Source organism: Pseudomonas syringae, from assembly GCF_023278085.1.
GTDB lineage: Bacteria > Pseudomonadota > Gammaproteobacteria > Pseudomonadales > Pseudomonadaceae > Aquipseudomonas > Aquipseudomonas syringae_Q.
This window is the reverse complement of record NZ_CP066265.1, coordinates 4,797,494-4,823,843: the sequence shown is the minus strand read 5'-3', so window position 1 is coordinate 4,823,843 and position 26,350 is coordinate 4,797,494. Positions and strand designations below refer to the sequence as shown.

Below are 26,350 nucleotides of genomic sequence, written 5' to 3'. Positions count from 1 at the left end.
GTCGTCGTGATTCGCCAATGGATTGCGGCGGCTACAGCGAGCCCCACAAGGAATCGAACTCCTGCCCCGGCTGCACTTTTTCGGTCTCGGCCGCTTTCGGTGCGTCGTACATCTGATACTCGAACTGGTTGTAACTGGCGCTGCTGATGCGCCGGTTGTTCAGTGAGGCCCGGCGTTCCTCGCCACTGACGTTGATCATCACCTTGCTGCCTTCCTGAAACGGCAGGCGCGGCGCGAGCACGGTCGGCGGTTTGTCCATGGCGCGTACTTCCGGCAGCATCAAGGTACGCAAGTACTGGCTGTTCTGTTGCTCTCGGATCAACTGCATGCCGCATGGCTGGGCAAAAGGCGCGATCAATTCGATGCCCATCTGCGTACCGCCGCTGCGTACCTGGCGAACCCAGCGCACAATGGCCACGCTCCAGCCCTGGCCGGCATCGTCCTGAATACCCACCAGTTCGCCCGCCTGCAATTGTTGTGGCACATCCTTCTGCCACGCCAGGCAATAACCACCGGGGCTGTGGTTGACGATGTTCAGGTCAAACGTCGGGAATGTGTGCTGACCGTTGGAAAGCGAGTCAGTGTCGCCGTCGATTTTCGGGTATTCGATCTCTTCATACGGCAGCAGGACCGATGAGGTATTGCCGCGCTGTGTGTCGAAGGCCGAAGACCAGGGATCATCCTCGGAGTCGTTGGCCATCTTGAGCGAAAAACTCGCCACACTGGTCGCGTTCTGCAACTGTAGCAGCTGGCTGAACGATTTCTGACCGGCAACGTAATAATGCAGAGCGCTCATGCCGATGCACAGTTTCAGCGTGCCTTGCCCGGCGGTGCGCTGGAAGACGCGTTCGGCCACATCGCCCCAGGCCGCTGCCAGATGTTGCAGCAAGTCGGTATTGATGCCGGTCGGTATCAGCAGCCTGGACGGTGAGCGTTGATCATCCGGCAGGGCCAGATACTGATTGATTGCTTCCGCCAGCGCAGCGGTATTGATGCCGAGCAGTCCGTGCATCTTCTCATCAGTGAACAGCGTGCTGTACAACGGCGGCTTGTCAGCAGTGGCGTCCAGCGCAAACAGGCTGCTTTCTTCAGCAGGCGATTGCAGCTTGACCAGCGGGCTCCAGGCTTCGAGCGCGTCGGCCAGCTTGCCGATATTCAATTGGCGCATCTGATTGCAGCGCGAGCAGCCCATCAGCAGGGCAATCACATAGGTTTGTTCGACGCTCAGGGCTTTGGTGTGGTGCGCCAGAGGCTCGTCGATCATTGCGTAATGCAGCCCGTAATGACGGGCGATCTGATAGAGCTGGTGAATCTCGAGCCAGAGCCCTTCCTGCACCGGGCAATAGAGCTGGTTGGCGCGAATCAGCGGCCCGTTGAGGCCATGCAGCGCGCGTTGCAGTGCGGTGCCGAGCAGGCCGCTCTGATCCTTGCTGTAACGCGCTGCGACCTGCTGAATGATCTGCTTGTAGCCAGTCGCCAAGTGGTTTTGCAGGGCCTGGCAAAGATTGGCAACCTTGCGCGGCCGCTCGTCGAGCACGATGGCCTGGTTGAGAAAGTGACGCTCAAGGTGCTTGCAGACGAAATACACCTCGGGGCGTAGCAGTTCAAGCAGTTGCAAACGGTTGTCGCTGGGGGTGACCAACTGGTTCAGTTCGGTCAGGCCTTGATACAGCTGGCGCGCCATTTCCCCGAGATTTGCCTTGGGCAGTCTGGAGATCCAGCGTTTCAGGTCGCGTGGAGTGGCTTCACAGAACGTCAGGCTCGACTGCGTTGGCGTGGGGGCACGCAACAACAGAGGGAGGCTAAAATTACTCATGTGAAAGGCAGACTCCAACGACTCACTGGAACGGGCGACGGCATTAATTGGGTGGCTGACACCATCGTCCTACAGAGATGTGTCCAGCATACGCCATGAACGTGCGAAGTATCCTACAACGTCAAATGAGTGACTCTACCAGCATCGGTGAAACCGCGCAGTAAGTGTGGCTTTATGCCAGCTTCGCTCCGGTTTGACGCCGCATGGGTGCTGCCGTTCAGGCAGGACCCATGTATTTTCAGCTTCAGGCAGCTATCGGCTATCAGGCGTGTTTCGGAACCGCCAACGCCTGCCCCATCTGCACGCTGGAGCCAGCCTTCAGTTGCTCGACCCATTGCACCTGGTTCGGCCCGAACAGCACGATGGCGGTAGAGCCCAGCTTGAAGCGACCCATCTCTGCGCCTTTCTCCAGATGGATCGGCGCACGTGCCGCTTCGTCGTAACGGAAAGTCTTCAGTTCACGCTTGGGCGGCGTGACCAGCCCGGCCCAGACTGTTTCGACCGACGCCACGATCATTGCACCCACCAGCACTACGGCCATTGGCCCGCGCTCGGTATCGAACAGGCAAACCACGCGTTCGTTACGGGCGAACAGCTCCGGTACGTTTTCAGCGGTGGTCTGGTTGACCGAAAAGATGCGACCCGGCACGTAGACCATTTCACGCAGCGTACCGGCGAGCGGCATGTGCACGCGGTGGTAATCTTTCGGCGACAGGTAGACCGTGGCGAACTCGCCGCCCATGAACGGCGCAGAAAGCTTCGGGTCGCCGCCCAGCAATTCAAGGACGCTGAAGCTATGACCCTTGGCCTGGAAGATCCGGCCATGCTCGATCGGGCCCAGTTGACTGACTGCCCCGTCGGCGGGCGACAGAATCGCGCCGGGGGTGGTGTCCAGCGGACGCGCGTCGGGTTTCAGGGCGCGGGTGAAAAAGGCGTTGAAGTGCTCGTAGGAGGTCAGGTCTTCGACCAGCGCCTGCGACATGTCCACCTGATAGCGGCGGGCGAACCAGGCGGTAAATGCGTTCTTGAACCAGCGCACGCGGCACTCGGCGACACAGCCAGCCAGTCGGGACAGCAAGTGGTGCGGCAACAGGTACTGACTGAGAATAAACAGACGGTCTTTCATTGAGGGTCCTGAAGAGGTTCCTGAAGATTTTTGAGAGGTCCGGCCTGGCTCGGTAGCGCGAACGGGGTCGGCAGCTTCGACTGGCGGAACGGGCCGGGCCGGTTCGACGGGCTCGACGGGCGCTGAAACCGCTGCGGGTCCTTCCACCGGGGTTTCCGGATGATTGCCCCATTCGCCCCACGAGCCGGCGTACGCCTTGACCCTTGGATAACCCAGCGCTTTCGCCACCAGATAGGTGAAGCCAGAGCGGTGGTGGGTCTGGCAATGGGTGATCACTTCCTTGTCGGGAGTGATGCCCAGGTCGCGCAGAATTTCTGGCATGTCCTGACGAATGCGCAGGTTGCGCGCCTTGTCCATGCCCTCGGTCCATTCGAAGTTGACGGCACCGGGGATGTGCCCGCCTTTGGCTGCAACCACTTTTTCGCCTGAGTACTCGGTCGGGCCGCGCGCGTCCCAGATCGCCAGGTCGGCTGCGCCCAGGCGGCTTTGCAGGTATTCACGGGTGGCGGTCGGTTCGTCGTGCAGCGTCAGCGTTACCGGGCCGCCCGCAACCGGCGGCACCTCGGTGCTCAGCGGCAACGATTCGGCTTCCCAGGCCAGCACGCCGCCGTCCAGATAGTGGTAGCGCGTATGGCCAATGACATCCAGCAGCCAGATGAAGCGCCCGGCCCAGCCGCCGCCTTCGTCATCGTAGACCACGTAGACCGCATCGGGGTTGTGCCCCAGCTCGCCGAACAACTGCTCAAGCCCGGCATGCTCCGGCAGCAGGCCGGGCGCAGGGGGTGTGCCCAGTTGCGTGCGTTTCGGATCGACAAAGCGGGCGCCGCGAATATGCCCGGCTTCGTAGCGAGCGCTGCTGGTCAGATCCACGAGGATCAGTTCAGGAGCGTCAAGGCGCTGAAGCAGATCGTTGGGTTCGATGACCAGCGACAAGCCAGTGAATTCGGACATTTGCAGCCTCCGGGGGAAAGAAAGAGGCGAATTGTACGCCAGGCCTCACGCTTTGCGATGACTAAAGATACCAAGTGCCCGTTCAATACATTGCGCGGTTTTTCCGAATGCCTGAACGGAAATTTCCGACAAGACACCGCCACCCTGGTCCGCGACGACCAGCAGCATGACCTTGCCGTTATTGCTCAGCGAGCGAATCAGCCAGTTCTGGCCGCTGAACAGTGTCTTGAGCGGCGCGGGCAGCAAAGCCGAAAACTGTGCGTTGTTGGCCGGCGTCATACGCAGCTGGGTCGGCTGGGTCAGCAGGCGTTGCAGCACGGTGCTTTCCTTGACGAACAGCTGCAAGGTGGCGGCGTCCTGGGGCAGACCGGCAAGCTGATTGACCCGTAGCACCGATGAGGTCTTGTCGAGCATCAGCAGCATGACCCGTTGCATGCCGCACGCCATGAACGCATCACGAGCCGAGGTGGTCAGGTGCATGGCGTTGATGAACGGGCTCGGCTCCTGCAACAGCTCGGCGCACTGCTTGCGCCATAATTGCAGGGCGTCGGCCGATGGCGGTGGTGTGGGTTCGTTATCGCGCCGGACGCGACGCGCATCCCACGGCCAGATCAGCGATTCGGCCGGGTGCCACAGATCGTTTTCCGCATGAATGCGCGCGCTGCTGGCCGCGTTCTGGTGCGCCTGTTGTTGCACTTCGCTCAGCGGTTGTTGCAGATAAAGGCTGGTCAGTCGCTCCCAGCGCAGGCAGTGCGGGCTGTTCCAGGCCTGTTGTGCCGCCAGCGCCAGGCCGTTGCCCAGCAACACGGTATTGGCGGGCTGATTCAGCCAGCGGCGCAGGTTGGGGTCAGCGTCCATCAGCTGTTGCTGTTCCAGCGGGCTGCGGCTTTCACGGGCGATGCGCAGCGTCTTGGCCAGCTCGCGTCGTTCATTGATCAGCAGCTTGTAGCCGCGGGTCACCCAGACCGGCAGACGCCAGAACTCGGCCAGCGCCAGGCACAAGTCCAGCAGGTTGACGCCAAATAGCTCTTTTTCCACCGCGTCGCTGGAGTGTCCCTTGTGGATAACCCTTACTTCCAGCTCTTCCAGCAATTTTGGATAGGCCAGCGCCATGGGCCAGAGCGGCGCGAGGAACAGCAGGCTGCCCAGATGAATATCCTGCCAGAGCCGCGCAAGCCGGCTGGCAAAAAGCCCGTTGGCCTGTTGAGTGGCGTGCTGGCTGACCAGGATCAGCTGGCGATAGGCGGCGGGGATTTCTGCGGGTGGTTTGGCTGGCAGGCGACCCAGCAGGGTTTCAGTGCGCGCCAGCCCCAAGCGATTGATGGCGATTTCTAGGCTTTCGGCCTGCTCGGTCATCCCGTGGGTGTGATGGTTGGCTTCGCGCATCACACTCAGCACCAGTGCAGGACTTTCCTGCATCATTTCGGCGATTTCACGCAGCGAACGGCGGCTGTCATTGAGCGCTGAACGAACGTGAGCATGATTGACGGCAGGAACCGGCAACGCGATACCGTCGAGTTGTTTGACCCAGGCATCAAGCGTTTTTGGAGCCAGGTGATGTGGTGCGCTTTCTGTCGGCATTCGGTGGCCTGTGCGACTGATTATCTGGGCTGGAGGACTGCCAGTGTGCAGGGCGGCCCGGCCATTTTCACCCTTTGATTGACAGGGCAAAACGGTTTTTCACAAGAACCGGCTATAGTCTGGCCCAGATGGGCCGATAAGGAGAAGAAGAGATTCAAGAACTTCCGCACTGTCCCTGAACCCGACTCAGTAAAGTATTTTCTCCTATGGCTAAAATCATCGGCATCATTGTCGTCATCGCGAGCGTCCTCGGCGGATATGTTCTGTCCCATGGCAAGATCATGGCGCTGTTCCAGCCCTACGAGGTCTTGATTATCGGCGGTGCTGCACTGGGCGCGTTCCTCCAGGCCAACCCTGGCTACATGTTCATGCACGTGTTCAAGAAGTCGCTGAAGATGTTCGGTACGCGCTTCACGCATGCCTATTACCTCGAAGTGCTGGGGCTGGTCTACGAAATCCTCAACAAGAGCCGCCGTGAGGGCATGATGGCGATTGAAGGGGATATCGAAGACGCTGCTTCCAGCCCGATCTTCGCCAAATACCCGGGTGTGCTGAAAGATGAGCGCATGACGGCGTACATCTGTGACTACCTGCGCATCATGTCGTCCGGCAACATGGCTCCCCATGAGCTGGAAGGGCTGTTCGACATGGAGCTGCTGAGCATGAAAGAAGATCTCGAGCACCCATCCCACGCCATTACCGGTATCGCCGACGGTATGCCAGGCTTCGGTATCGTGGCGGCGGTACTGGGTATCGTGGTGACCATGGCGTCGCTGGGTTCGGGCGACAAGGCTGCGATCGGTATGCACGTAGGTGCGGCGCTGGTCGGTACGTTCTTCGGTATTCTCGCGGCTTACGGTTTCTTCGGGCCGCTGGCCACCAGCCTTGCGCACGACGCCAAGGAAGAAATGAACGTTTACGAAAGCATCAAGGCGTCACTGGTGGCTTCTGCCTCGGGCATGCCGCCTTCGCTGGCTGTCGAATTCGGCCGCAAGGTTCTGTATCCGCTGCATCGCCCCAGCTTCAGTGAGCTGGAACAAGCGGTTCGCGGTCGCTAAGTCATGGAAAATAATCAGCCGATAATCATCAAGCGCGTCAAGCGCTTCGGTGGCGGACACCACGGTGGCGCCTGGAAAATCGCTTTCGCTGACTTCGCGACAGCCATGATGGCGTTCTTCCTGGTGCTGTGGCTGATGTCGTCCGCTACCCCTGAGCAGTTGCTGGCCGTTGCAGGGTACTTCAAGGACCCTGTGGGCTTTTCGGACAGTGGTTCGCCGTACGTGATCGACCTGGGTGGTTCGCCGGAAATGTCGCCCAACCAGACCCTCAACCCCGAGGTCAAGACCACGCCGTCGCCGGATACCGTGCCTATCGAGGCGGAGACGTCGGAGGCCAAGGCTGAGGCGGTCGAGCAGGAGCGTCTGGAGATGCTGTTGCAGGAACTGCAGAACAAGGTCGAGGAAAACCCGCAGCTGCAGAAATTCAAGGACCAGATTCTGTTCGAGATCACTCAGGACGGCTTGCGTATCCAGATCATGGATGCCGAAAACCGGCCAATGTTCGACTCGGGCAGTGCCCGCCTCAAGCCTTATTTCGAAGACATTCTGCTGGCACTGGCTGACACCATCAAAAGCGTGCCGAACAAGATCAGCATCAGCGGTCACACCGATGCAACGCCTTTCGTGGGCAGTGGCGGGTTCGGCAACTGGGAGCTGTCGGCCAACCGCGCCAATGCTGCTCGTCGCGCGCTGGTTGCCGGGACGTATCCGGATTCACAGGTGGCAAGGGTGGTGGGCTATGCCTCGTCGGCGCTCTACGACCACCAGAACCCTACCAATCCGGTCAACCGTCGCATCGATATCGTGGTCTTGACCAAAAAGGCTCAGCATCGTATCGAAGGCGATCAGAACTCCGGCGGTGCGCCACCCGCCAATCCAGCGGCACCAGCAACTCCGGCACCAGCGCCAGCGGCACCTGCTGCTCCGGGAGCTTCGAGTGCTACGCCGCCCGATCCGCAGGCCTACGCTCAGCCTCACGAGCTTCGGCAAAAGCTGAACATCTTCGACGACGGTAAGTTGCGTATCGAGCCCGCTCAGAACTAAGCAGCAACACCTACGAAAACGCCGCGATCATCGCGGCGTTTTTGTGTGCGGCTTTCAGTCTGCGGTGTTCAGTAACTTTCTTGCGGCAGGCTGGCAATGATCGAGCGGTAGCTGTTCATGCGCTGCTGTTGCACACGACCGTCTTCCAGACCCTTGAGCAAGGCACAGCCCGGCTCGCGGTCATGCTTGCAGTCGCGGAAACGGCACGTGCCGATCAAGTCGTTGAACTCGATGAAGCCGGCCTCTACATCGGCACGGCTGACGTGGCCCAGGCCGAATTCACGAATACCCGGTGAGTCGATCAGATCGCCGCCGCCCGGGAAGTGAAACAGGCGGGCGGTGGTGGTGGTGTGCGTACCCTGACCGGACACTTCGGACAGCGGGCCGACACGGGTATCGGTTTCCGGCAGCAGGCTGTTGACCAGCGAGGACTTGCCGACACCGGACTGACCGACGAACACGCTGATGTGGCCATCAAGCTGGCTTTGCAGCTTCTGCATGCCGTCGCCGTGGTGGGCGGACACTTCCAGTACCGGATAACCGAGGGTGCGATAGACCGCCAGCAACGCATTCAGCGCCGGTGCGTTCTGCTCGTCGATCAGGTCGGCCTTGTTCAGCAGCAGCAGCGGATGAATCCCGGCGTGCTCGGCAGCGACCAGGTAACGGTCGATAAGATTGGCGTGTGGCTCGGGCATCGGCGCAAAGACGATCACGATCAGATCGACGTTGGCGGCCACAGGCTTGAGCTGGCCACGGGAATCCGGGCGGCGCAGTTCGGTGGTGCGCGGCAGCTGCGCGACGATCACCCCGATGCCCTGATTGCCGGCACGCCATACGACGCGGTCGCCGGTGACCAGTGCGGGCAGGTTGGCGCGCAGGTGGCAACGAAAGACCTTGCCGCTTTCCTCGCCTTCCTGGGCCTCGACTTCAACCTGTACGCCGAAGTGAGCGATCACCAGGCCGGTCTGCTCGGGGCCGAGGTCGCCGCCTTCCAGTGTTTCGAGTGTCACGGACTCGCGTTTTGCCGCGCGGGCAGCGCGCTCGCCCTGAATTTTTTCGATGCGCCAGTTCTGACGTCGATTGAGTTGGCGTTTGGCCATGGGTGTTCCGATGTGATGTAACCGATGAATTAAGCTGTGCGTTTGATCGGCAGGAGTCTATCACGGCAGGGTGAGCTAAACTGCGCGCCTACGCTGAGGAGTCGACACATGCAGAACAAGCAGAACCTGATCTGGATCGATCTGGAAATGACCGGACTGGACCCTGATACCGATGTCATCATCGAAATGGCCACGATCATCACGGACAGTGAGTTGAACACGCTGGCGGAAGGGCCGGTCATCGCCGTGCATCAGAGCGACGAGACGCTGGCAAAAATGGACGAGTGGAACACTCGCCAGCACGGCGGCTCGGGCCTGACCCAGCGCGTGCGTGAAAGCACCGTCAGCATGGCTGAAGCCGAGGCGCAGACCCTGGAGTTCATCAAATTGTGGGTGCCCGAGCGCAGTTCGCCGATCTGCGGCAACAGCATCTGCCAGGATCGTCGCTTTCTGTATCGCCACATGCCGACGCTGGAAAACTACTTCCACTATCGCAACCTGGACGTCTCGACACTCAAGGAACTGGCTGCCCGCTGGTCTCCCGAGCTCAAGTTCAAGAAAGGCAGCACACATCTGGCGCTGGACGACATCCGTGAGTCGATCGCCGAGCTGCGCTTTTATCGCGAGCACTTCATCAAGCCGTGACCGATCGATAGCAGGGCCTTGGCGTGCGGCGAATAATCTTTGCTGCACTCTTTCAGTGCGCAAGTCCGCTGGTTAGACTGCGCGCCTTTGTCGCAGAGTCGCCGCCATGCTACTGATGCTTTATCTGATCGCCATCACCGCTGAGGCCATGACCGGCGCACTGTCGGCCGGGCGTCGCGGGATGGACTGGTTCGGAGTGGTGCTGATCGCCTGCGTGACGGCGCTGGGTGGCGGTTCGGTGCGCGATGTCTTGATCGGCCACTACCCGCTGACCTGGGTCAAACACCCGGAATACCTGATGCTGACCAGCGTGGCAGCGTTGGTGACGATCTTCATCGCGCCACTGATGCGCCATCTGCGTTCGCTGTTTCTGGTGCTTGATGCGCTGGGCCTGGTGGCGTTCACCTTGATCGGCTGCATGACCGCGCTGGAAGCCGGGCATGGACTGGTGATTGCGTCGGTGTGCGGTGTTATTACCGGCGTATTCGGCGGCATCCTGCGCGACATCTTTTGCAACGACATCCCGCTGATCTTCCGCCGCGAGCTGTACGCCAGCGTTTCATTTCTGGCTGCGTGGTGCTTTTTGCTGTGCCAGTCTCTGCAACTGCCGAACGAGCAAGCCGTATTGATCACCTTGTTCGGCGGCCTGCTGCTGCGCCTGCTGGCCATCCGTTTCCGCTGGGAAATGCCCAAGTTCGTCTATAAAGACGAGCCTTGAAGCGGACGCAGAGCGTAGGCACGATAGTTGGAGAATTATCGTTCCCCACGCTCCAGCGTGGGAATGCCCTTCGTGACGCTCCGCGTCACAACTGCGCGCCACGCTGCGGGTTCAAAGCGGCGCCACACCATGCCGCCGCAACGCCCATTCCACATGCTCCCTGACCAGCTCCGACGGGTAGTCGCGGCGTGCCCGCAGGGCTTCTACGACCGGAATGGTGGAAGGCGCGTTGCCGAGACCGACGGCCAGGTTGCGTAGCCAGCGTTCGTATCCGGCGCGGCGCAGGGGTGAGCCTTCGGTGTTGCCGAGAAATTTTTCTTCGTCCCATAGAAACAGTTCGGCCAGCCCGGCGTTATCCAGGTTGTGGCGTGGCTGAAAATCACTCTGCCCGGTAGGGCGGGCGAAGCGGTTCCAGGGGCAGACGATCTGGCAGTCGTCACAGCCGAACACCCGGTTACCAATCAACGGCCGCAGCTCTTCGGGAATTGCCGTCTTCAGCTCAATGGTCAGGTAAGAAATACAGCGCCGCGCATCCAGCACATAAGGCCCGACAAACGCAGCAGTCGGGCAGATATCCAGGCAGGCCGTGCAGCGTCCGCAGTGTTCGGTCGCGTGGGGCGCATCCACCGGCAGCGGAATATCGACAAACAGCTCGCCGAGAAAGAAAAAGCTCCCCGCCTTGCGATTGAGCACCAATGTGTTTTTGCCGATCCAGCCCAGCCCGGCCTGTTCGGCGATGGCCTTTTCCAGCACCGGCGCGCTGTCGACAAAGGCCCTGAAGCCAAATGGCCCGATGGCCTGCTGAATGCGTTCGGCCAGTTGCTGAAGACGCTTGCGGATCAACTTGTGGTAGTCACGGCCCAGGGCGTAGCGTGAAACGTAGGCTTTTTCCGGCTCTATCAGGCGCTGGGCCATTTCGCTGTCGCCCGGCAGATAATCCATGCGCAGCGACACCACACGCAGGGTCCCCGGCACCAGTTCTTCCGGGTGGGAACGTTTGCTGCCATGGGCTGCCATATAGTCCATTTCGCCGTGATAACCCGCATCGAGCCAGCGTTGCAGGTGCTGCTCGTGCTCTGCCAGATCCAGGCCGCTTATCCCAACTTCCTGAAAGCCCAGCTCACGCCCCCACGCCTTGATCGACAGGGCAAGGGCGGCAAGATCATCGGAAGTAGGAAGTTCAGCAGTAATAGCGGACATGCGCAGAGAGAAACCGGGGCCAAGGTGCGTATAATTCTGCCAGACATCGGAGCCCATAGACGCATGTTCGACACTAAACCTCATTTACCCGACGCGCTGTACAGCGCAGCGCAGGTCCGCGACCTCGACGCCCGGCTGATTGCCGCCGGTACGCCGGGCCTGGAACTGATGCAGCGCGCTGCCCATGCCACATGGCGTGCGCTACGCCGGCGCTGGTCGGAAATGAACGAGCTGACCGTGCTGGCCGGGCGTGGCAACAACGCCGGTGACGGGTATCTGGTGGCAGCGCTGGCGCACAAGGCGGGCTGGCAGGTCAGTGTGCTGGCAGTCGGCGCGCCGGACGCGCTGACGGGCGATGCGGCAGCAGCCTATGCCATGGCTGCTGACGTGACTGTTCACGCCTGGGCCGGGCAGTCGCTGAAGGGCGTTGTGCTGGATGCCTTGCTCGGCACCGGGCTTAACGGCGACGTGCGCGAGCCTTATCGTTCGGCCATCGAAGCAATCAATGCCAGCGGTCTGCCGGTTGCCGCCGTGGACATTCCGTCAGGCTTGAGCGCCGACACCGGGCAATCCCTCGGTGTTGTGGTGCGTGCCGATCTGACGGTGACCTTCATCGGCCTGAAAGCAGGGCTGCTGACCGGCGAGGCGGCTGATTGTGTCGGCGAACTGGTTTTTGACGATCTACAGGCCGATCCCTCGTTGGTCGCACAGACTCAAGCAAGCGCGAAACGTCTGGACACTTTCAACCTGCCGGTGCTGCCGCCACGCCCGCGCACGGCCCATAAAGGCATGTTCGGGCGTGTGCTGGTCATCGGCGGCGATCACGGCTTTGGCGGTGCCGCGTTGCTCAGCGCCGAAAGCGCATTGCGCAGCGGTGCCGGCATGCTCACCCTGGCGACCCGCGCCGAACACGTGCCGGCTGCCTTGACGCGCATGCCGGAAATCATGAGTGCGGCGATCCGTTCGGCCAATCAGTTGATGGCGCTGATCGAGCCCGCCAGCGTGCTGGTGGTTGGTCCCGGTCTGGGCCAGGCCAGTTGGGGGCGCAGCCTGCTGTCTGCCGCCGCCAACGCTGACCGGCCACAAGTCTGGGACGCCGATGCGCTGAACATGCTGGCGACCGGGCAGGTGAGCCTGCCCGCGCACAGCGTCATCACCCCGCATCCGGGGGAGGCGGCGCGCTTGCTGGGCGTCGGCATTAAAGAGATTCAGGCCGATCGCCTTGCCGCTGCTCGGGCACTGGCCCGCAAATTCAATACCGTTTGTGTCCTCAAGGGCTCCGGCAGCCTGATCGCCGATGCACACGGTCAACTGGCGTTATGTGATCGCGGCCATCCAGCAATGGCAACCGCCGGGCTGGGTGACGTGCTTGCCGGCCTGATCGGCGCGCTGATGGCGCAACACCTGAAGCCCTTCGACGCAGCCTGTCTGGCCGTGTGGCTGCACGCCAGTGCCGGTCAGCAGGTCGGTGAAACAGGTCGCGGGCTGGCCGCCAGCGATATTATTCCCGCCATTCGTCAGTTATTGGAGGAGCTGCAACCGTGTCTGAATTAACGCTGCATGTGGTGGGTGAAGAGGCAATGATGCATTTTGGTGCGCGCCTCGCCGAGGTCACCGAAGGCAAGGGCGTGATTTTTCTCGACGGCGATCTGGGTGCCGGAAAAACCACCCTTTCGCGGGGAATGATTCGCGGGTTCGGGCACGCCGGGCCTGTCAAGAGCCCGACTTTCACGCTGGTCGAGCCCTACGAAATCGATGCCGTGCGGGTGTTTCACTTCGACCTGTATCGTCTGGTAGATCCCGAAGAGCTTGAGTTCATGGGCGTGCGTGATTACTTCGACGGCGAGGCACTTTGTCTGATTGAATGGCCCCAACGCGGTGCAGGCTTTTTGCCAAAGCCCGACCTGACCATTACCATTGGCCCGCACGGCGACGGTCGGTCGGTCATGTTGAGCCCGCTGGGCTCGCGTGGCGAACGCTGGTGTGCCACTTTGGCTTTGGAATTCAAATAGATATGGGGTTAGGTATGCGCATGCGCGCGCTGGTTACTGTAGTGGGTCTGCTGTTGATGGCCATGGCTGTCGAGGCGGTTGCCGCTACGCAAGTGCGAAGTGTCCGCTTATGGCGAGCGCCGGATAACACGCGTCTGGTCTTTGACCTGACCGGGCCGGTGCAGCACAGCCTGTTTACCCTGACTTCGCCTGATCGTCTGGTGATCGATATCAACGGCGCGACGCTCGGCGGACCGCTGAACGTACCGACGGCCAATACACCGATCAGCAGCATGCGCTCTGCGCAGCGCACGCCCACCGATCTGCGCGTGGTCATCGACCTGAAAAAGGGCGTGACCCCGAAGAGCTTTACGCTGGCGCCGAACCAGCAGTATGGCAACCGTCTGGTGGTTGACCTTTACGACAACGCGGCCGATGCCAACCCGACGCCAGTGATCCCGGATACCCCCGCCAACACGGCACCGGCGGTTCCGGTCAGCCCTGCCAAACCGGAAATCAAATTGACCCCGGTGCCCAATGGCAAGCGCGACATCGTGGTCGTGATCGATGCCGGGCACGGTGGTGAAGACCCGGGCGCCTCGGGCGGCGCGGGTCAGAAAGAGAAAAACGTGGTGCTGTCGATTGCCAAGGAGTTGCAGCGCCAGGTCAACGCTGAAAAAGGCTACCGCGCCGAGCTGACGCGAACCGGCGACTACTTCATCCCGCTGCGCAAACGTACCGAGATTGCCCGCGCCAAGGGCGCAGACCTGTTCGTGTCCATTCACGCCGACGCGGCCCCGTCTTCTGCTGCATTCGGCGCCTCGGTGTTTGCCCTGTCGGATCGCGGCGCGACCTCCGAAACCGCGCGCTGGCTGGCAGACAGTGAAAACCGTTCCGACCTGATCGGTGGTGCCGGTGCGGTCAGCCTCGATGACAAGGACCGCATGCTGGCTGGGGTACTGCTGGACTTGTCCATGACCGCCTCGCTGTCGTCGAGCCTGAACGTGGGCCAGAAAGTGCTGAGCAACATCGGCCGCGTCACCTCGCTGCACAAGGCTCGCGTCGAGCAGGCGGGCTTCATGGTGCTCAAGTCGCCGGACATTCCGTCGATTCTGGTGGAAACCGGCTTCATCTCCAACGCCAACGAAGCCAACAAGCTTGGCTCTGCATCACACCAGCAAGCGTTGGCGCGCTCGATCACTTCCGGCGTGAAGCAGTTCTTCCAGCAGAATCCGCCGCAGGGCACCTATATTGCCTGGCTGCGTGACAACGGCAAGCTGGCCCAAGGGCCGCGCAACCATGTGGTGCGCTCCGGCGAAACCCTGGCTATGCTCGCGGCGCGCTATGACATGAACATCGCCACGCTGCGCAGTGCCAATAACCTGAAGACCGATGAATTGAAAATCGGCCAGGACCTGCGAATCCCGAGTTCCGAGGTTGCGACCCAGTAATGAGTGACCTTCTGCTCGACGGCAGCGAAGCCGATAACGCCCCGACTGTGCTGAATGCGGCGCGCATCGAACTGCTAAGTCCTCGTCTGGCCAACCAGATCGCTGCGGGTGAGGTAGTCGAGCGTCCGGCTTCGGTCATCAAGGAACTGCTGGAAAACAGCCTCGATTCGGGGGCGCGACGCATCGACATCGATGTCGAGCAGGCCGGCATCAAACTGCTGAAAGTGCGTGACGACGGTGGCGGTATTTCCTCCGATGATCTGCCGCTGGCTCTGGCGCGACATGCGACCAGCAAGATTCGTGATCTGGAAGACCTTGAACGGGTGATGAGCCTGGGTTTTCGTGGCGAGGCGCTGGCGTCGATCAGTTCCGTGGCCCGCCTGACGCTGACTTCCCGCACCCGCGAGGCCGATCAGGCCTGGCAGGTCGAAACCGAAGGCCGCGACATGGCTCCGCGCGTTCAGCCGGCAGCGCACCCGGTAGGCACCTCGGTAGAAGTGCGCGACCTGTTCTTCAATACGCCTGCCCGCCGCAAGTTTCTCAAGGCCGACAAAACCGAATTCGATCACCTGCAGGAAGTCATCAAGCGCATGGCGCTGGCGCGTTTCGACGTGGCCTTCCACCTGCGCCATAACGGCAAGACTGTGCTCAGCCTGCACGAAGCGCATGACGACACCGCCAGAGCGCGTCGTGTCTCGGCCATCTGCGGGCCGGGCTTTCTTGAGCAGGCGCTGCCTATCGAGATCGAACGCAACGGGCTGCATCTGTGGGGCTGGGTCGGGCTGCCGACGTTCTCGCGCAGCCAGGCCGATCTGCAATATTTCTTCGTGAATGGCCGTGCCGTGCGCGACAAGCTGGTCGCCCACGCGGTGCGTCAGGCGTATCGCGACGTGCTGTTCAACGGCCGTCATCCAACCTTCGTGCTGTTCTTCGAAGTCGACCCGGCTGCCGTAGACGTCAACGTGCATCCGACCAAACATGAAGTGCGCTTCCGTGACGGACGCATGGTCCACGACTTTCTGTATGGCACTTTGCACCGCGCTTTGGGCGACGTCCGCCCTGAAAACCAGGTGGGTGGCAGCGTGCCGGTGGCCACCGAACCTCGGCCGACCGGGCCGGAGGCGGGCGAATTCGGGCCGCAGGGCGAGATGCGCCTGGCCAACAATGTGTTGGAGCAGCCGCAGGGCGAGCCTTTCGCCAGGCCTGCGGGCAGCGGTTCCGGCAGTGGTTACCAGTATCAGTATTCACCGCGACCCACTTCGGGCGTGCCGGTTGCCGAAGCGCAAAGCGCGTATCGCGAGTTTTTCGCGCCGTTGCCGAGTGCCACGCCATCGACCTTGCCAGAGTCGGCCAGTGACATCCCGCCATTGGGCTACGCATTGGCGCAGCTCAAAGGCATCTACATTCTGGCTGAAAACGCCCAGGGTCTGGTGCTGGTCGACATGCACGCGGCTCATGAGCGAATCATGTACGAGCGCCTGAAAATAGCCATGGCCAACGAAGGCCTGAGCGGGCAGCCGCTGCTGGTGCCCGAGTCCATCGCGGTCAGTCAGCGCGAAGCGGATTGCGCCGAAGAGCACATCACCACCTTCCAGCGGCTGGGCTTCGAGCTGCAACGGCTTGGCCCGGAAACCCTGGCGATCCGCCAGATTCCTGCGTTGCTCAAACAGGCCGAGGCCAATCGGCTGGTCAGTGATGTGCTGGCCGACCTGATGGAATACGGCACCAGCGACCGGGTGCAGGCGCACATGAACGAGTTGCTCGGCACCATGGCCTGTCACGGAGCGATCCGCGCCAACCGGCGTCTGGCCATTCCGGAAATGAACGCTCTGCTGCGCGACATGGAAAACACCGAGCGCAGCGGACAATGCAACCACGGTCGTCCCACCTGGACCCAGATGGGCCTCAGTGACCTGGATAAATTATTCCTGCGCGGTCAATGAATGAACGCTTTACCTCCGGCCATCTTTCTCATGGGGCCAACCGCTGCAGGCAAGACCGATCTGGCGATCGAGCTGAGCAAAGTCCTGCCCTGCGAGCTGATCAGCGTCGATTCGGCACTGGTCTATCGCGGCATGGATATCGGCACCGCCAAGCCTTCAAATGCGCAACTGGCCGAGTTTCCTCATCGTCTGATCGACATTCTCGACCCTGCGCAAAGCTACTCCGCCGCTGACTTCCGCGCCGATGCACTGACCGCCATGGCGGAAATCACCGCACGCGGAAATATTCCTTTGCTGGTCGGCGGCACTATGTTGTATTTCAAGGCTCTATTGGACGGGCTGGCAGATATGCCGGCCGCTGATGCAGAGGTCCGGGCGCAGCTTGAAGCCGATGCACTGGCCTTTGGCTGGCAGTCGTTGCACGATCAATTGGCGGTGGTCGACCCGGTGTCGGCGGCACGTATTCACCCCAATGATCCGCAACGTCTGATCAGAGCGCTGGAGGTTTATCGCGTCAGCGGAATGAGCATGACCGCACACCGCGAGCAACAAACTGCGCAAAGTACTGAAGCGGCCGCATCAGGGCGTCAGCAATTGCCCTATACTGTCGCGAATCTTGCAATCGCTCCGGCGGATCGCAAGGTGCTGCACCACCGCATCGCGCTGCGTTTTGAGCAAATGCTGGATCAGGGGTTTCTGGACGAAGTACTGGCATTGCGCTCAAGAGGCGACCTGCATTCAGGGTTGCCATCGATAAGAGCAGTCGGTTATCGCCAGGTCTGGGATCACCTGGATGGAAAGCTGACGCGGGATGAAATGCAGGAACGGGGCATCATTGCGACGCGCCAACTGGCCAAGCGGCAATTCACCTGGCTACGCAGCTGGGAGAATCTCCACTGGCTCGACAGTCTGGCCAGCGACAATCTGCCACGTGCCTTGAAATACCTGGGATCGGTCTCCATATTGGGCTGAGTCCCTGCAATAGCCGTCTATCCTTGGGGGGTGGCCGGTCAAGCCAATCGAATTCGATTTATTATTTTTTTGATCCTTAAAGGAGTGCGGCACATGTCAAAAGGGCATTCGCTACAAGACCCTTACCTGAATACCTTGCGTAAAGAGAAGGTCGGGGTATCGATCTATCTGGTCAACGGTATCAAGCTGCAGGGTACGATCGAGTCTTTCGACCAGTTCGTCATTTTGCTGAAGAACACGGTCAGCCAGATGGTCTACAAACACGCTATTTCCACCGTCGTACCGGTTCGTCCGATCCGCCTGCCAAGCGCTACCGACGCTGACGGCGCGGACGCCGAGCCAGGTAACGCCTGATAGGAGTCTGCCTTGTTCTTTGAGCGCCACAGTGGTGGTGAGCGGGCCATACTCGTTCATCTGGATGGTCAGGACCCTGAGGCGCGCGAAGATCCGCAGGAGTTTCAGGAGCTGGCCATTTCGGCCGGTGCCGATACCGTTGCGTTTATCAACGTGCCGCGTCATCGGCCATCGGCCAAATACCTGATTGGCTCTGGCAAGGTCGAGGAGCTTCGCGACCAGGTCAAAGCCGAACAGGCTGATCTCGTGATATTCAATCACACCCTCACGCCCAGTCAGGAACGTAACCTCGAACGCGTTTTCGAGTGTCGCGTGCTTGATCGCACCGGGCTGATTCTCGACATCTTTGCCCAGCGGGCACGTACTCACGAAGGCAAGTTGCAGGTCGAACTGGCCCAGCTTGAGCACATGAGCACGCGTCTTGTGCGTGGCTGGACTCACCTTGAGCGTCAGAAGGGTGGTATCGGCCTGCGCGGTCCGGGTGAGACCCAGCTCGAAACCGACCGTCGTCTGTTGCGGGTGCGCCTGCGCCAGATCAAGGGGCGGCTCGAGAAGGTTCGCAGCCAGCGTGACCAGGCCCGTCGTGGGCGTCGTCGCGCCGATATCCCGTCGGTATCGCTGGTGGGCTATACCAACGCCGGCAAGTCGACGCTGTTCAATTCGATCACCGATTCGAATGTGTTTGCGGCCGACCAGCTGTTCGCCACGCTCGATCCGACCTTGCGCCGTCTGCAGCTTGATGACCTCGGTCCCATCGTGCTGGCCGATACCGTGGGCTTCATTCGTCATCTGCCGCACAAGCTGGTTGAAGCCTTTCGCGCGACGCTTGAAGAATCGAGCAACTCCGATCTGCTGCTGCATGTCATCGACTCTCACGAGCCTGAGCGCATGTCGCAGATCGAACAGGTCATGGCCGTGCTGGGCGAGATCGGGGCCGAGGGCTTGCCGATCCTCGAGGTCTATAACAAACTCGATTTGCTGGAAGGGGTAGAGCCCCAGATACAGCGGGATGCCGATGGCAAGCCGCAACGTGTCTGGTTGTCTGCCCGTGATGGCCGGGGTCTGGACCTGCTCAAGCAGGCGGTTGCCGAGCTGCTGGGTGACGATCTGTTTGTCGGCACGCTGCATTTGCCGCAGAATCTTGCCCGGCTGCGTGCCCAGTTTTTTGAACTGGGTGCGGTGCAGAGCGAGACGCATGATGAAGAAGGTGCAAGCCTGCTGGCAGTGCGATTGCCGCGCGTTGAACTCAATCGTCTGGTGAGTCGCGAAGGATTGCAGCCGCTGGAGTTCATCGAGCAACACACTTTGCAATAAAAGCACGAGAAAGCCGTTGTACGGTTTTCTCGGGCATTCTGTAGCATTGGTCGGCGCGCCGTGGGCGCGTCTTTGCTTTATCAGATGGAGAGCGCTATGGCTTGGAATGAGCCGGGTGGCAACTCGAATAATCAAGATCCCTGGGGTGGCAAACGCCGTGGCGGCGACCGCAAGGGGCCACCGGATCTCGACGAGGCCTTCCGAAAGCTGCAGGAAAGCCTGAAGGGGCTGTTCGGTGGCGGAAACAAACGCGGCAGTGATGGCGGCGGCAGTGGCAATGGTGGCAGCTCGGGCAAGAGCGGTGGCCTTGGCCTGCTCGGCATCGGTCTGGTCGTACTCGTCGCTTTCTGGCTCTACAGCGCTATCTATGTTGTCGACGAGCAAGAGCAGGCTGTCGTGCTGCGCTTCGGTCAATACCACGAAACCGTGGGGCCGGGCCTCAACATCTACTTCCCGCCGTTCGACCGCAAGTACATGGAAAACGTGACTCGCGAGCGTGCTTACAGCAAGCAGGGCCAGATGCTCACCGAAGACGAGAACATCGTCGAAGTGCCACTGACCGTGCAGTACAAGATCAGCAACCTGAAAGACTTCGTTCTGAACGTCGACCAGCCCGAGATCAGCCTGCAGCACGCGACTGAAAGCGCGCTGCGCCATGTCGTGGGCTCCACGGCGATGGACCAGGTACTGACAGAAGGGCGCGAGCTGATGGCGAGCGAAATCAAGGAGCGTCTGCAACGCTTCCTCGATACCTACGGCACCGGCATCACCGTGACTCAGGTGAACGTGCAGAGCGCCGCTGCACCGCGTGAAGTTCAGGAAGCCTTCGACGACGTGATCCGTGCCCGTGAAGACGAGCAGCGTTCCCGTAACCAGGCTGAAAGTTATGCCAATGGCGTGATTCCGGAAGCCCGTGGTCAGGCCCAGCGCATCCTTGAAGATGCCAACGGCTACCGCGATGAAGTGGTTTCGCGCGCCAAAGGTGAAGCTGATCGCTTTACCAAACTGGTCGCCGAGTACCGCAAGGCACCTGAAGTCACTCGCCAGCGTCTGTACCTGGACACCATGCAGGAAGTCTTCAGCAATACCAGCAAGGTTCTCGTGACCGGTGACAAAGGGCAGAACAACCTGCTTTACCTCCCGCTCGACAAGATGATCGAGAGCAGCCGCAGCAGCACCGCCAATGGCAACAATACTGGCGCGTCATCTCAGGCCGCTTCTGAGGCTGCCACGCGAGCGACCGATACTCAGCAGCGCGGTGAAGTACGTACCAGGGAGACTCGCTGATGAGTAACAAATCGCTGATCACCCTTATTGTTGGTGTGGTACTGGCAGTCATTGCCTGGAACAGCTTCTATATCGTGTCCCAGACAGAACGTGCGGTCCTGCTGCAATTCGGTCGTGTGGTCCAGGCGGATGTTCAGCCGGGTCTGCATGTGAAGGTTCCTTACGTGAATCAGGTGCGCAAGTTCGACGGGCGTTTGCTGACGCTTGACGCACCCACCCAGCGTTTTCTGACGCTGGAAAAGAAAGCGGTCATGGTCGATGCCTACGCCAAGTGGCGCGTGAAGGATGCCGAGCGTTTCTACACGGCGACTTCCGGCCTCAAGCAGATTGCCGACGAGCGCCTCTCGCGCCGTCTGGAATCAGGCCTGCGTGACCAGTTTGGCAAGCGCACCCTGCACGAAGTGGTGTCGGGTGAGCGCGATGCGCTGATGTCGGACATCACCGGTTCGCTGAACCGCATGGCCGAGAAAGAACTGGGCATCGAAGTTGTGGATGTCCGGGTCAAGGCCATCGACCTGCCGAAGGAAGTGAATCGCAGCGTCTTCGAGCGCATGAGTACCGAGCGTGAGCGTGAAGCTCGCGAGCATCGCGCCAAAGGTAACGAGCTGGCCGAAGGCATTCGTGCCGACGCCGATCGTCAGCGTCGTGTGTTGCTGGCAGAAGCCTATCGCGAGTCTGAAGAGGCGCGTGGTGATGGTGATGCACAGGCTGCCTCGATCTACTCCAAGGCGTACGGCCAGGATCAGGAGTTCTATGCGTTCTATCGCAGCCTGCGCGCCTACCGTGAGAGCTTCGCGAACAAGAGCGACGTGATGGTGCTGGATCCGAATAGCGAATTCTTCCGCTATATGGAAAAAGCCAAGCCGTAATCAATCACCCGCCGGGCGGCAAAACCGTCCGGTGGGGTGATCGCACGGTGAAACGTGTGTATCATGCGGCAGCCGGGAAATTCCCGGCTTTTTTGCGTCTGCACGGTTGATTGGCTGCAGTCGGGTCGATCCCGGCAGGCGGCAGGTTTTTCGAGGGAAGTGGTCCGGGGTCTTTCGCGGGCGTTTGTCGTGCCCGTCATACGGCTCACCACTTTCTGCTTCACTCAAGGCTGGCCTCGAGGCTGGCCGCCCGGATCACAGGGGAATGGCGTAATGGCAACGGTTGACCGCTGGCTGCTACCAGATGGCATCGAAGAAGTACTGCCACCAGAAGCGGCGCGCATTGAAGTGGCGCGCCGTCAGGTGTTGGATCTGTTTCAGAGCTGGGGCTATGAATTTGTCGTCACCCCGCATATCGAGTACCTGGAGTCCCTGCTGACTGGCGCGGGCTCGGATCTGGATCTGCGTACCTTCAAGGTCATCGACCCGCAATCGGGCCGGCAGATGGGCTTTCGTGCCGACATCACGCCGCAGGTTGCGCGTATCGATGCACACACGCTCAAGCGCGAAGGCCCGAATCGTCTGTGTTATGCGGGCAGTGTCCTGCATGCTCAGCCGCGTGCGCTGTCTTCGTCACGCAGCCCGATTCAACTCGGCGCAGAGCTGTACGGCGATGCGAGCCCGAGCAGTGATGTCGAAGTCATCAGTCTGATGCTGGCAATGCTGCAACTGGCTGAAGTGCCTGATGTGCACATGGACCTCGGGCATGTCGGCATTTACCGGGGGCTGGCGCGTGCTGCCGGGCTGTCGGGAGAAGTCGAGCAGCAGTTGTTCGATGCCCTGCAGCGTAAGGCCATTGATGAAGTGGTTGCCCTGACGGCCGATCTGCCGCAGGACCTGGCGTCAATGCTTCGCGCACTGGTTGACCTGTGCGGTGGTCGCGAGGTGCTGGTTGCGGCGCGTGATCGCCTGGCTGCCGCACCGGCACCAGTGCTGGCGGCACTGGATGACCTGCTGGCCATCGCAGATCGTCTCGCCGCACGCTTCCCGCAGTTGCCGCTATATTTCGACCTCGGTGAGCTGCGCGGCTACCATTACCATACCGGTGTGGTGTTCGCGGTATTCGTACCGGGCGTCGGGCAGTCGATTGCCCAGGGCGGTCGTTATGATGACATCGGTGCCGACTTCGGTCGTGCCCGTCCGGCGACCGGCTTCTCCACTGACCTGAAAACCCTGGTAACCCTGGGGCAGGCAGAAATTGTTTTACCGTCCGGTGGCATCTGGATGCCGGACAGCACGGATGCAGCTCTCTGGCAGCAGGTATGCCAGTTGCGCAGCGAAGGTCAACGTGTGGTTCAGGCGTTGCCTGGGCAGCAGGTGAGCGCGGCACGTGAAGCCGACTGTGACCGGCAATTGATTCAGCATGGCGAGCACTGGCAGGTAATGCCGCTGGCTTCTTGAGTATTCCTGCCGGCCGCCGCCGGCACCAAGTTTGCGTGAATGAGGACAAGTGTTATGGGTAAGAATGTCGTAGTCCTGGGCACTCAATGGGGTGATGAGGGCAAAGGCAAGATCGTTGATCTGCTGACCGAACATGCTACCGCCGTAGTTCGCTATCAGGGTGGCCACAATGCGGGTCACACCCTGGTGATCGACGGTGAGAAAACCGTATTGCACCTGATTCCGTCCGGTGTACTGCGCGAAGGCGTGCAGTGCCTGATCGGTAACGGTGTGGTGGTTGCTCCCGACGCGCTCCTGCGCGAAATCATCAAGCTGGAAGAGAAAGGCATTCCGGTGCGCGAGCGCCTGCGCATCAGCCCGTCCTGCCCGCTGATCCTGTCGTACCACGTAGCGCTGGACCAGGCGCGTGAAAAGGCCCGTGGCGAGTTCAAGATCGGTACCACCGGTCGTGGTATCGGCCCGGCGTACGAAGACAAGGTCGCACGTCGCGGTCTGCGCATCGGTGACCTGTTCCACCGCGAGCGCTTCGCCGCCAAGCTGGGCGAGTTGCTCGACTACCACAACTTCGTGCTGGTCAATTACTACAAAGAGCCTGCCATCGACTTCCAGAAAACACTCGACGAGTGCATGGAATACGCTGACATGCTCAAGCCGCTGATGCTCGACGTTACCGCTGCGCTGCATGAAATGCGTCGTGACGGCAAGGACATCATGTTCGAAGGCGCTCAGGGTTCGCTGCTGGATATCGACCACGGTACCTATCCTTACGTGACCAGCTCCAACACCACCGCTGGCGGCATCGCCACCGGTTCGGGTTTTGGTCCGATGTACCTGGATTACATTCTGGGTATCACCAAGGCTTACACCACGCGTGTGGGGTCGGGTCCGTTCCCGACCGAGCTGTTCGATGACGTCGGTGCGTTCCTGGCCAAGCGCGGCCACGAGTTCGGCGCCACTACCGGTCGTGCCCGTCGTTGCGGCTGGTTCGATGCCGTCATCCTGCGTCGCGCCATCGAAATCAACAGCATCTCGGGCCTGTGCCTGACCAAGCTGGACGTGCTCGACGGTCTGGAAACCATCAACATCTGCATTGGCTACGAGAACGAAGAAGGCGCGGTCATCGACGCACCTACCGATGCTGACAGCTACCTCGGTCTGCGTCCGGTCTACGAGCAAATGCCGGGCTGGAGCGAGTCCACGCTGGGTGCCAAGACCCTTGAGGAACTGCCTGCTGCGGCACGCGCTTACATCAAGCGTGTTGAAGAGCTGGTGGGTGCGCCGATCGACATCATTTCGACCGGTCCTGACCGCAACGAAACCATCGTGCTGCGTCACCCGTTCGGCTGATACGTCACCGAGCTGTACAAAAAGGGCCGCATTTGCGGCCCTTTTTGGTTCCAGTGTGTGGCGCAGCGAATTCGGCAAAAGTGAGACTTGTGTCACGGCACGGCGCTTGCTACAAAGATGACAGAAAAGTGCCATCATTTTAATGGCGCTCATGGCGGAAGGATTCTCCTGTGTCAGCTGTCCTGTCTCTTTTGCAAAGTCGTCTGCTGCGCCCGGTCTTTATTGCGCTGGGCATCGCCCTTTTGGTGCAGGTCGTGGTGGCGGTTGCGCTTACCCGGAGCACGGTCACTGCCCTTGAAGCTGATCTTGCCACTCGTCTCGGGGTAGATTCGCAACATCTTTCCTCCGAGCTGGAGCTGGCGAGTAGCGAAGTGACGTCGAGTCTCGATGCGCTTTCTGCCAGTACCCGTCAGCGCCTGAGCGTCGGGCTGTCGACGCGCCTGAAAGATGAACAGGCGCAATTGCGTGCGACACTGGAAAAAGACCTGAAGGATTCCGCCACCGATCTGGCCGAACTGCTGGCCGCCGTCGCGCCGCGAGCCATGTGGGACAACGATACACCCACCCTCTCCGAGTTTGCCCGACGTGCGCAGCGCAATCCCAATGTGCTGTTCGTGGTGTATGACGATGCGGCAGGCGAGCACCTTACCCGCTACATGAACCGCGATAACCCGCTGGTCAAGGCGCTGCTCGCCAAGGGCGAGGGCGAGCGGGCGATGGACAAAATCCTGAATGCCGCAAAAAACGATGCTTCGGTGTACTACGTCGAAGCGTCCATCAGCCCTAACGGTGTGGAGATCGGCAAGGTGCGCATGGGCGTTTCGACCGCAACGGTCGAGGAAAACCTTGCGGCACTGGACAAGCGTTTTGCAACGCTGATCACCAGTGGTGAGCAGCTGGTTTCCGACAGCCTTGCCGGTGCCTCCAAAGACAGCTCGACGGCCTTGCGTACCCGGTTGCAATCCGCTCAGTCGGCCGCGACTGCGATGACCGGCAACACCCAAGTCGCGGTTCAGGAAGCGGCGGAAACCCTGCGCTGGCGGATCGGCATGGGCCTGGCGCTGGTCGGCCTTGGCGTGCTGTTGTTACTGGCTGTTGTGCTGGGGCGTCGCGTGGTCAGCAAGCTGCACCTGCTGATCGCTGCGCTGAATGATCTGGCAGCGGGTGAGGGCGATCTGACCAAGCGCGTCAAGCTGGACAGCAATGACGAGATCGGCGACATGTCGGCTGCGGTCAACCGCTTCATCGACAAGCTGCAACCGATCGTGCGCGAAGCGGGCGAGGTGGCGCAGCGCACTGGTGTGGAAATCGGCGTCATGAGCGAGCGCAACGCCGGTGCCGATGCGGCGGCCGAGTTGCAGCGTGACGAAGTGGCGGCCAGTCTGAAGGCTCTGGAGCAGATGGCCGACGAAGCGCAGTCGGAAAGCCATGCGATGCAGGCGGCCCTGCGTCAGGTCATCGATATCAAGCAGGCAACCGATGAAAATACCCGCACGTCCAATCAGGTGGGCGGTTTGATCGAGGCGCTGGCCGGGCAGGTCGAAACCGGTGCGCAGGTGATCGAGCGTCTGGCGCGGCAAAGCCAGCAGATCGAGGTCGTGCTGGAGGTGATCCACGGTATTGCCGAGCAGACCAACCTGCTTGCACTCAACGCGGCCATCGAAGCGGCTCGCGCGGGCGAGACGGGCCGGGGCTTTGCGGTAGTGGCTGATGAGGTGCGCGCGCTGGCCAGCAAGACGCAAAGCTCGACCGGCGATATCCAGGAGCACATCGTGGCCTTACAGCGAGGTGCGAAAGAGGCGGTTGCCGCCATCGGCATTGCCGGACGTCAGGCCAAGGAAGGTCTGGAAGTGCTGCGCGACAGTGCCAAGCGGCAGCAAACGGTGCAGACGTCGGTAGAGCAGGTGCATGCAGCTATTGGTCTGGCGACACAGGCTGCTGCTCATCAGGCCGAAGGGGCTCATGCGGTGCGCGGTCGGGTCGAGGTGATTCACGCTCAGGCCGAGCGTGCTGCCAAAGCAGTGGTGGAGACGACGGCCAGCGGCAAGGTGCTCAACGGGCTGGCTGCACAGTTGAAGGCGAGCCTGGGGCAATTCAGGGCTTGAGGCTGTCGTGCAGGGCG

General features: G+C 60.9%; 21 protein-coding genes and 1 pseudogene. 16 read left to right on the top strand and 6 right to left on the bottom strand.

What is annotated here, in order from left to right:
* Window positions 1-31: 31 nt before the first annotated feature.
* The 4 genes and pseudogenes from I9H07_RS21490 to I9H07_RS21475 all read right to left on the bottom strand — a co-directional run bounded on the left by I9H07_RS21490 (window position 32) and on the right by I9H07_RS21475 (window position 5,474).
* A complete protein-coding gene (locus I9H07_RS21490) occupies window positions 32-1,816 on the bottom strand; it encodes a molecular chaperone (RefSeq protein WP_236424247.1) in 1,785 nt (594 codons plus the stop codon).
* A 262-nt stretch (window positions 1,817-2,078) separates the two neighbouring features.
* Entirely contained in the window at window positions 2,079-2,942 is an 864-nt protein-coding gene (gene asd / locus I9H07_RS21485; protein WP_058825329.1) for an archaetidylserine decarboxylase, read from the bottom strand.
* 141 nt (window positions 2,943-3,083) lie between these two features.
* Window positions 3,084-3,893: pseudogene (locus I9H07_RS21480) on the bottom strand (rhodanese-like domain-containing protein); the annotation flags it as partial.
* Between the two features lie 45 nt (window positions 3,894-3,938).
* Window positions 3,939-5,474, bottom strand: coding sequence for an HDOD domain-containing protein (locus I9H07_RS21475; protein ID WP_236424249.1), 1,536 nt, complete (start codon window positions 5,472-5,474; stop codon window positions 3,939-3,941).
* A gap of 206 nt (window positions 5,475-5,680) precedes the next feature.
* On the opposite strand from I9H07_RS21475, the gene motA reads away from it, so the two are divergent.
* Both motA and motB read left to right on the top strand, forming a co-directional pair.
* Window positions 5,681-6,532 carry a flagellar motor stator protein MotA gene (gene motA / locus I9H07_RS21470; protein WP_005763001.1) on the top strand — a complete coding sequence of 284 codons (852 nt, stop codon included), beginning with the start codon at window positions 5,681-5,683 and terminating at the stop codon, window positions 6,530-6,532.
* 3 nt (window positions 6,533-6,535) lie between these two features.
* On the top strand, window positions 6,536-7,576 hold the full coding sequence (gene motB, locus I9H07_RS21465; protein ID WP_024672065.1) for a flagellar motor protein MotB: 1,041 nt from the start codon (window positions 6,536-6,538) through the stop codon (window positions 7,574-7,576).
* 68 nt (window positions 7,577-7,644) lie between these two features.
* On the opposite strand, the gene rsgA is transcribed toward motB, so the two are convergent.
* Window positions 7,645-8,676 carry a small ribosomal subunit biogenesis GTPase RsgA gene (gene rsgA / locus I9H07_RS21460; protein WP_024672064.1) on the bottom strand — a complete coding sequence of 344 codons (1,032 nt, stop codon included), beginning with the start codon at window positions 8,674-8,676 and terminating at the stop codon, window positions 7,645-7,647.
* 108 nt (window positions 8,677-8,784) lie between these two features.
* Here rsgA and orn point away from each other — a divergent pair, with 108 nt between their 5' ends.
* Both orn and I9H07_RS21450 read left to right on the top strand, forming a co-directional pair.
* Window positions 8,785-9,321 carry an oligoribonuclease gene (orn, locus tag I9H07_RS21455; RefSeq protein WP_024672063.1) on the top strand — a complete coding sequence of 179 codons (537 nt, stop codon included), beginning with the start codon at window positions 8,785-8,787 and terminating at the stop codon, window positions 9,319-9,321.
* A gap of 106 nt (window positions 9,322-9,427) precedes the next feature.
* Complete coding sequence (locus I9H07_RS21450; protein WP_024672062.1) at window positions 9,428-10,039, top strand: trimeric intracellular cation channel family protein; 612 nt, start codon at window positions 9,428-9,430, stop codon at window positions 10,037-10,039.
* A gap of 111 nt (window positions 10,040-10,150) precedes the next feature.
* Here I9H07_RS21450 and queG read toward each other — a convergent pair whose 3' ends face one another.
* Window positions 10,151-11,239 (bottom strand): tRNA epoxyqueuosine(34) reductase QueG, encoded by a 1,089-nt coding sequence (gene queG, locus I9H07_RS21445; RefSeq protein ID WP_236424250.1) that lies wholly within the window; start codon window positions 11,237-11,239, stop codon window positions 10,151-10,153.
* A gap of 63 nt (window positions 11,240-11,302) precedes the next feature.
* Between queG and I9H07_RS21440 the strand changes: the two genes are divergently transcribed.
* The 12 genes from I9H07_RS21440 to I9H07_RS21385 all read left to right on the top strand — a co-directional run bounded on the left by I9H07_RS21440 (window position 11,303) and on the right by I9H07_RS21385 (window position 26,333).
* Window positions 11,303-12,793: an NAD(P)H-hydrate dehydratase gene (locus I9H07_RS21440; protein ID WP_236424252.1), complete on the top strand. Its 1,491-nt coding sequence runs from the start codon at window positions 11,303-11,305 to the stop codon at window positions 12,791-12,793.
* On the top strand, window positions 12,781-13,251 hold the full coding sequence (gene tsaE, locus I9H07_RS21435) for a tRNA (adenosine(37)-N6)-threonylcarbamoyltransferase complex ATPase subunit type 1 TsaE (RefSeq protein ID WP_024675704.1): 471 nt from the start codon (window positions 12,781-12,783) through the stop codon (window positions 13,249-13,251). Before I9H07_RS21440 ends, tsaE begins: the two co-directional genes overlap by 13 nt.
* A 2-nt stretch (window positions 13,252-13,253) precedes the next feature.
* On the top strand, window positions 13,254-14,681 hold the full coding sequence (locus I9H07_RS21430; RefSeq protein ID WP_200866819.1) for an N-acetylmuramoyl-L-alanine amidase: 1,428 nt from the start codon (window positions 13,254-13,256) through the stop codon (window positions 14,679-14,681).
* Window positions 14,682-14,728: 47 nt separating this feature from the next.
* Window positions 14,729-16,624 (top strand): DNA mismatch repair endonuclease MutL, encoded by a 1,896-nt coding sequence (mutL, locus tag I9H07_RS21425; RefSeq protein WP_236424257.1) that lies wholly within the window; start codon window positions 14,729-14,731, stop codon window positions 16,622-16,624.
* Window positions 16,625-17,596: a tRNA (adenosine(37)-N6)-dimethylallyltransferase MiaA gene (gene miaA, locus I9H07_RS21420; protein WP_236424254.1), complete on the top strand. Its 972-nt coding sequence runs from the start codon at window positions 16,625-16,627 to the stop codon at window positions 17,594-17,596. It abuts the gene before it with no gap.
* A 93-nt stretch (window positions 17,597-17,689) separates the two neighbouring features.
* Window positions 17,690-17,950 carry an RNA chaperone Hfq gene (gene hfq, locus I9H07_RS21415; protein WP_002551819.1) on the top strand — a complete coding sequence of 87 codons (261 nt, stop codon included), beginning with the start codon at window positions 17,690-17,692 and terminating at the stop codon, window positions 17,948-17,950.
* Window positions 17,951-17,962: 12 nt separating this feature from the next.
* Complete coding sequence (gene hflX / locus I9H07_RS21410) at window positions 17,963-19,264, top strand: ribosome rescue GTPase HflX (protein ID WP_024675700.1); 1,302 nt, start codon at window positions 17,963-17,965, stop codon at window positions 19,262-19,264.
* A 96-nt stretch (window positions 19,265-19,360) separates the two neighbouring features.
* Window positions 19,361-20,551, top strand: coding sequence for an FtsH protease activity modulator HflK (gene hflK, locus I9H07_RS21405; RefSeq protein ID WP_058825298.1), 1,191 nt, complete (start codon window positions 19,361-19,363; stop codon window positions 20,549-20,551).
* Complete coding sequence (hflC, locus tag I9H07_RS21400; protein ID WP_007251004.1) at window positions 20,551-21,420, top strand: protease modulator HflC; 870 nt, start codon at window positions 20,551-20,553, stop codon at window positions 21,418-21,420. Before hflK ends, hflC begins: the two co-directional genes overlap by 1 nt.
* Window positions 21,421-21,693: 273 nt before the next feature.
* On the top strand, window positions 21,694-22,881 hold the full coding sequence (locus I9H07_RS21395; RefSeq protein ID WP_024675698.1) for an ATP phosphoribosyltransferase regulatory subunit: 1,188 nt from the start codon (window positions 21,694-21,696) through the stop codon (window positions 22,879-22,881).
* A gap of 54 nt (window positions 22,882-22,935) precedes the next feature.
* The gene (locus I9H07_RS21390) at window positions 22,936-24,228 is read left to right on the top strand and encodes an adenylosuccinate synthase (RefSeq protein ID WP_007251002.1); all 1,293 of its coding nucleotides are present in this window, start codon (window positions 22,936-22,938) and stop codon (window positions 24,226-24,228) included.
* 170 nt (window positions 24,229-24,398) lie between these two features.
* Window positions 24,399-26,333 (top strand): methyl-accepting chemotaxis protein, encoded by a 1,935-nt coding sequence (locus I9H07_RS21385; RefSeq protein ID WP_236426534.1) that lies wholly within the window; start codon window positions 24,399-24,401, stop codon window positions 26,331-26,333.
* The last annotated feature ends 17 nt before the right edge of the window (window positions 26,334-26,350 follow it).